Raw genomic sequence first — 4,686 nt, 5'->3', positions numbered from 1 at the left:
GTCAAGATTGTCTTTCTAAAGCGATTTCATTCAAACCTGATATGATTCTGGTTAATTCAGGGATTGCCAAAGAACAAGCGTTGGTTAACAAGGTGCGTTTTGAACATAAATTAGCCACTATATTTTTTATATTATTAGATTAATAATATATTTTTTGATAGTCTAATGATGTCCAAATTATTTTACCACTATTACCTTTTGCCTATTCCCTTTTATGACTTCACTGCTCCCTGCTCCCTGCTCCCTGCTCCCTGCTCCCTGCTCCCTGCTCCCTGCTCCCTGCTCCCTAAAAAAATGTAACTCACCTAATTTAAAACCGCTTTACTAAACTACATGGCCGCTATTAAACTGAAAAAAATAATTGCCCAAAAAGACATCTCGTCACTGCTCAATAACCTGATAAATTCCCTGGGAGGAGATATTAGTATTCAAGACATTGATGAGCAACTGTTATTCGGAGATGAGCCTGATGATTCATCTGGTAAATACAAGATAGACCTGAAAGGAACTACTTTAGGGTGGGTTAGGGGAGGAGAGAATGCTCGTCCTATTGCCGCTCTACTCAATTATTTAGCGAATCGAGAACTAGAACGCCGATCAATTGCTATAGAAACCTTAGAGAACTATCGATAAATAAACTTAATCTACAATCTATCGGGGAAATTAACTGCCAATTTAATGCCTCAAGATGTTGCTCAAATTGTGATTAATCAAACTAGGGAATTAATTCAAGTGAATCGGGGATTTGTCTTTTTGCTAGACCAAGATAAATCCCAACTGGAAGTACTGGCTAGCTTTGAGCCAGAAATGGGGGATAGACCCCACAAGCAATCGATAGCAGGTATTGTTGGCAGTGTGATTATGACTGGTGTAGGAGAAATCGTTAACGATGTCTCATCGGATCCCAGGTTTGTGCCATCTGATTATCCGATCAGTTCCCTAATGTGTGTTCCACTCAAGACCAAAGATCAGGTAATTGGTGTCATTCAGCTCAGTAGTGAAAAACCTGTAGACTATACAGCCAGGGATTTGAAATTAATCAGTGCTTTAGCATCTCAAGCCACATCAGCCATATCTAATGCTATCCTCTATGAGAATATGCTTCGAGAGGAACGGGTGAGGAGTACTTTGAATCGATACTTTTAAGCCAACTTACAATAGTAGCACAAAGTATGGCATCTATCAGTCTCAAAAAAATTATTTCTAAGCCAAAAGCGCTAGGGGTCATAAGTCAACTGATTGACGCCATAGACACCGCTGTCCAGATTGAGGATATCCACGGAAAGCTGCTGTTGGACAATCCTAGGAAAATTCCGATATTGGGACGTTGTAACTTAGCCAATAAATATCCCGTTGAAGCAAGAGGTCAGGTGATTGGCTGGGTCAAAGGGGATCAGAAAGCGATCGCAATTAAAGAACTCCTGAATTATTTAGCTAATCAAGAATTAGAAAAAAAAGATCTAGGCAGTGCTATCTTAGATCAATACCGAGAAATTAATTTACTCTATAGAGTTTCGGAACGGATTCCATCCTGTTTAGAGCTGTCCGCTATTGCTCAGCTGTTCCTGGATGAAGCGAGAAGACTGATTCCAGGAGATTGTGGTTCAGTCTTGTTAATTAATTCCGAAACTGAGCAACTAGATATAATCTCCGCCTTTGGCAAACAGTATAATCCAACAGAATTTTTTCAGCTGAGCAATAGTAATACAAAGAATGGGCTAGGAATTGGTAAGGCTGATATTGTGAATCAGGTTCAAGATGATCCCAGGTTTATTGCTAGTGTGAAGTCCATCAACTCTCTGGTTTGTGCTCCTCTAAAAACCCAAAAGGGTCTGCTGGGATTGATTAACTTTTGTAGTGAGAAACCAGTTAATTATACAGCTCAAGACTTGAAATTTTTAACGATTCTTGGAGCTCAAGCAGCAGGAGCTATTGAAAATGCCTTGCTCCATAGAAATAAACTACAGGAGGAGCGGATTAAAAGCCGACTGGAACGCTATATTCCTTCCCAACTTGTCCAAGCTATTATTGATGCCAAGGGCAATATCTCTCTGACTCCAGCCAAAAAGCCTATTACTATATTGTTCTCTGATATTCGGAATTTCACAACTCGGTGTGAAGAATTAGAAGCCCATAAAATTGTTGAATACCTGAACGAATATTTTACCTGCATGGTGGATGTTATCTTCAGCCACGAGGGAACAGTAAATAAATTTGTGGGCGATATGATTGTGGCTATGTTTGGTGCCCCCTCTAAGCTAGAGGATAATCAGGGACAAGCGATCGCAGCTGCTATTGCTATGCAACATCAACTTAAGACTATGCCTACCCCCTGGATCCGGGAGAATTTTCTAACCGGTATTGGGATTAGTTCAGGAGAAGTTGTGGTCGGAAACATTGGTTCTCCCCAGCATATGGACTATACAGCCATTGGTGATGAAGTCAATATCGCTGCCAGATTACAAGCTATGGCCAACGGGGGTCAGATCCTCGTCAGTGGTAGTGTCTATGAAGCGACCAAGCACCAGTATACCTATCGGGAATTGGGTCAAGTTTCAATCAAGGGAAAACTGCAAACAGTAGATGTATTTGAGCTGATTAACTGATATCTAATATAGCATTTTTATTTGAGTTGTGAACATAGTCACTTAGAGAAAGTCAAGAGGCAAGAGGCAAGAGGCAAGAGGCAATAATTAATCAATTATATAGGGATTTTTGGTAGCGATGCAATTAGGCAAAAATTCGCGCGAAAATTTCCACACTTCCCGCCCCACACTTCCCACATTTCCCACATTTCCCACACTTCCCACACTTCCCCTTCTTTTTTACAAATATGAGATGCACCCCCGATATTCCTGCTCCTATAGTTATTTTAAATAAGGAGGAGACACTAAGAAGCACAATATTCACGAATCACTTCATCCAGAGAAGTGTCTATAGAAGTATACATTCTGGCTCTCTTTAAAGCACTAAAATCATGCTCTATATCATTGAAATCTGGAGAGTATTTCGGCAAAAATAATACTTGATGACCGGCTGACTCTACTAATTCTCTAATTGCACTTTTTCTAGGAATTGGTGCATTATCCATAATTAATACTGAAGGAATTGTTAATGAGGGTAATAAATATTGGCTTAACCATCCTTCAAATACTTCTGCATTCAGACTACCACTAAACAAGGGGCTATTAAATCTTTTGATTTCTTCCTTCTTCCTGCTACTAAATTTTCTATTTTTATTCGTTTTTCTGTTTGTTCACCATACAGTTTCTTCCCTTTTTTTGACCATCCATAAAGGCATGAATGTATTTTGTCAAACCCTGATTCATCAATGAATACAAGGCTTTTGATTCCAGATATTTTTATTAATTCTCTTAATGCTCTTAAATACTTTATTCTTTCTTTTCTATCTCTGTCTTGATGCAGTCGCTCATGGTTTGTTCGCGTTCGCCTTTGGCGTGGCCTACGGCCAAGCGTCGCCTTTGGCGATAGTTACCGTAAGACAGGCTCGCCTTAATCAATGGAGGCGCGCTTTCCTATGGCGAATTAAATTACGGGGTCGCGCCTCAAGTTTTAACCCTTTTTTGCATAACCTACCAACCATAAAGGCTCAACGTAATCAGGTTTCGTCTCCGGGGGAAACCCCCAAGACCGCGCTGCATCGCTTTCCCGATAACGAAGTTCTTTTTTTTTACGAGTTATTTTCATTTTTTTGAGTGCGTAGAATATTGCACTCGGGCGCACTCCAAATTTTTTGGCTCTCTCTATTAATTTAGCATCTGGATTTTATTTGACATCTTGTTCTAAGGCTTTCCAATCTAGCTTTCTTTGACGACGTTCTACCTTAGTCGCCTTTAGTTCTGAACGATTTAACCACTTGTATATTGTCGCTCTTCCTATCCCAAATACTTTCGCTGCCTCTGTAATCTTTCCACCTTTTTCTATATAGTTTATTACTTTTTTTCTGAAATCTAGACTGTATGGCATTGCTGTCAGTTATTGAAAATATACCCTTTTTATTTTACCTCATTACCGTCTTATCCTTAATTGAAACAACTATAGTTGCTGCCTGGGACATTTTCTGTGTTCAAGTTCTGATTTTTTCCGATCTTTTCCAACAGACATCGCCAAAAATGATTGCTTAAACTATTCACATGTCGTGCCGTACTAGAAGCCTTATTGATGAATCTATTGAAACCTGAGAGCCTTCCCCCTGCTCTAAGTCAGGGTGTCATCTTCCAGAATCTGGTTGCTGAACAGAAGCTATTTTACCAGGTAAATTCCGCATCGTCTTTTTTTGTAGTGGAAACAGGGCGATTCAAACTTGTTCACTACACTCAATCAGGGAAAATGGTTACACTTCAGGTTGTTAGAGCTGGTGAGAGCTTAGCTGAAAGTGCTCTTTTTTCAACGGTCTATCCTTACACAGCAATTGCTAAGGTAGCTTCACGAGTAATTTTTTATCCCAAGCAACTTCTTTTGTCAAGCCTTTGCCTTTATCCTGACTTGGCCGAGAATTTCATGACCATTTTGGTTAGACACATTCACTCCCTCAGAGTCCGTTTAGAGTGGCGATAAATTCGGACTGCTCACGACCGGGTACTTCAATATCTACACTACTTAGCTCAGTTCCGTAATCAAACGGTTCTCAGCTTAGACCAACCCTTCAAAGAAATTGCTGCTGAA

Annotated in this window: 6 protein-coding genes and 2 pseudogenes; 5 read left to right on the top strand and 3 right to left on the bottom strand. The window is 40.0% G+C overall.

The window, feature by feature from the left end; translation table 11 throughout:
* The first annotated feature begins 165 nt into the window (after positions 1–165).
* The 4 genes from F6K37_RS32475 to F6K37_RS32460 are packed head-to-tail and all read left to right on the top strand — an operon-like array spanning position 166 to position 2,606.
* On the top strand, positions 166–300 hold the full coding sequence (locus tag F6K37_RS32475) for a hypothetical protein (RefSeq protein WP_287254753.1): 135 nt from the start codon (positions 166–168) through the stop codon (positions 298–300).
* 33 nt (positions 301–333) lie between these two features.
* On the top strand, positions 334–633 hold the full coding sequence (locus tag F6K37_RS32470; RefSeq protein ID WP_287254751.1) for a hypothetical protein: 300 nt from the start codon (positions 334–336) through the stop codon (positions 631–633).
* 45 nt (positions 634–678) lie between these two features.
* Positions 679–1,146, top strand: a complete 468-nt coding sequence (locus F6K37_RS32465) for a GAF domain-containing protein (protein ID WP_287254750.1) — start codon at positions 679–681, stop codon at positions 1,144–1,146.
* Between the two features lie 26 nt (positions 1,147–1,172).
* Complete coding sequence (locus tag F6K37_RS32460; RefSeq protein WP_008191899.1) at positions 1,173–2,606, top strand: adenylate/guanylate cyclase domain-containing protein; 1,434 nt, start codon at positions 1,173–1,175, stop codon at positions 2,604–2,606.
* A gap of 284 nt (positions 2,607–2,890) precedes the next feature.
* Here F6K37_RS32460 and F6K37_RS32455 read toward each other — a convergent pair.
* The 3 genes and pseudogenes from F6K37_RS32455 to F6K37_RS32445 all read right to left on the bottom strand — a co-directional run.
* Positions 2,891–3,414 (bottom strand): annotated as a pseudogene (locus F6K37_RS32455) (IS630 family transposase); the annotation flags it as partial.
* Complete coding sequence (locus F6K37_RS32450; protein ID WP_267872134.1) at positions 3,393–3,521, bottom strand: hypothetical protein; 129 nt, start codon at positions 3,519–3,521, stop codon at positions 3,393–3,395. The gene F6K37_RS32450 and the pseudogene F6K37_RS32455, both read right to left, overlap by 22 nt.
* Before the next feature lie 145 nt (positions 3,522–3,666).
* Positions 3,667–3,987 (bottom strand): annotated as a pseudogene (locus F6K37_RS32445) (IS630 transposase-related protein); the annotation flags it as partial.
* Between the two features lie 195 nt (positions 3,988–4,182).
* Between F6K37_RS32445 and F6K37_RS32440 the strand changes: the two are divergent.
* Complete coding sequence (locus F6K37_RS32440) at positions 4,183–4,578, top strand: Crp/Fnr family transcriptional regulator (protein WP_202799298.1); 396 nt, start codon at positions 4,183–4,185, stop codon at positions 4,576–4,578.
* Positions 4,579–4,686 lie beyond the last annotated feature (108 nt).

The organism is Moorena sp. SIO4E2, from assembly GCF_010671945.1.
In the GTDB taxonomy this organism is placed as follows: domain Bacteria; phylum Cyanobacteriota; class Cyanobacteriia; order Cyanobacteriales; family Coleofasciculaceae; genus Moorena; species Moorena producens.
Note: the sequence above shows the minus strand (reverse complement) of the source record. Positions and strands in the feature narration are given on the sequence as shown.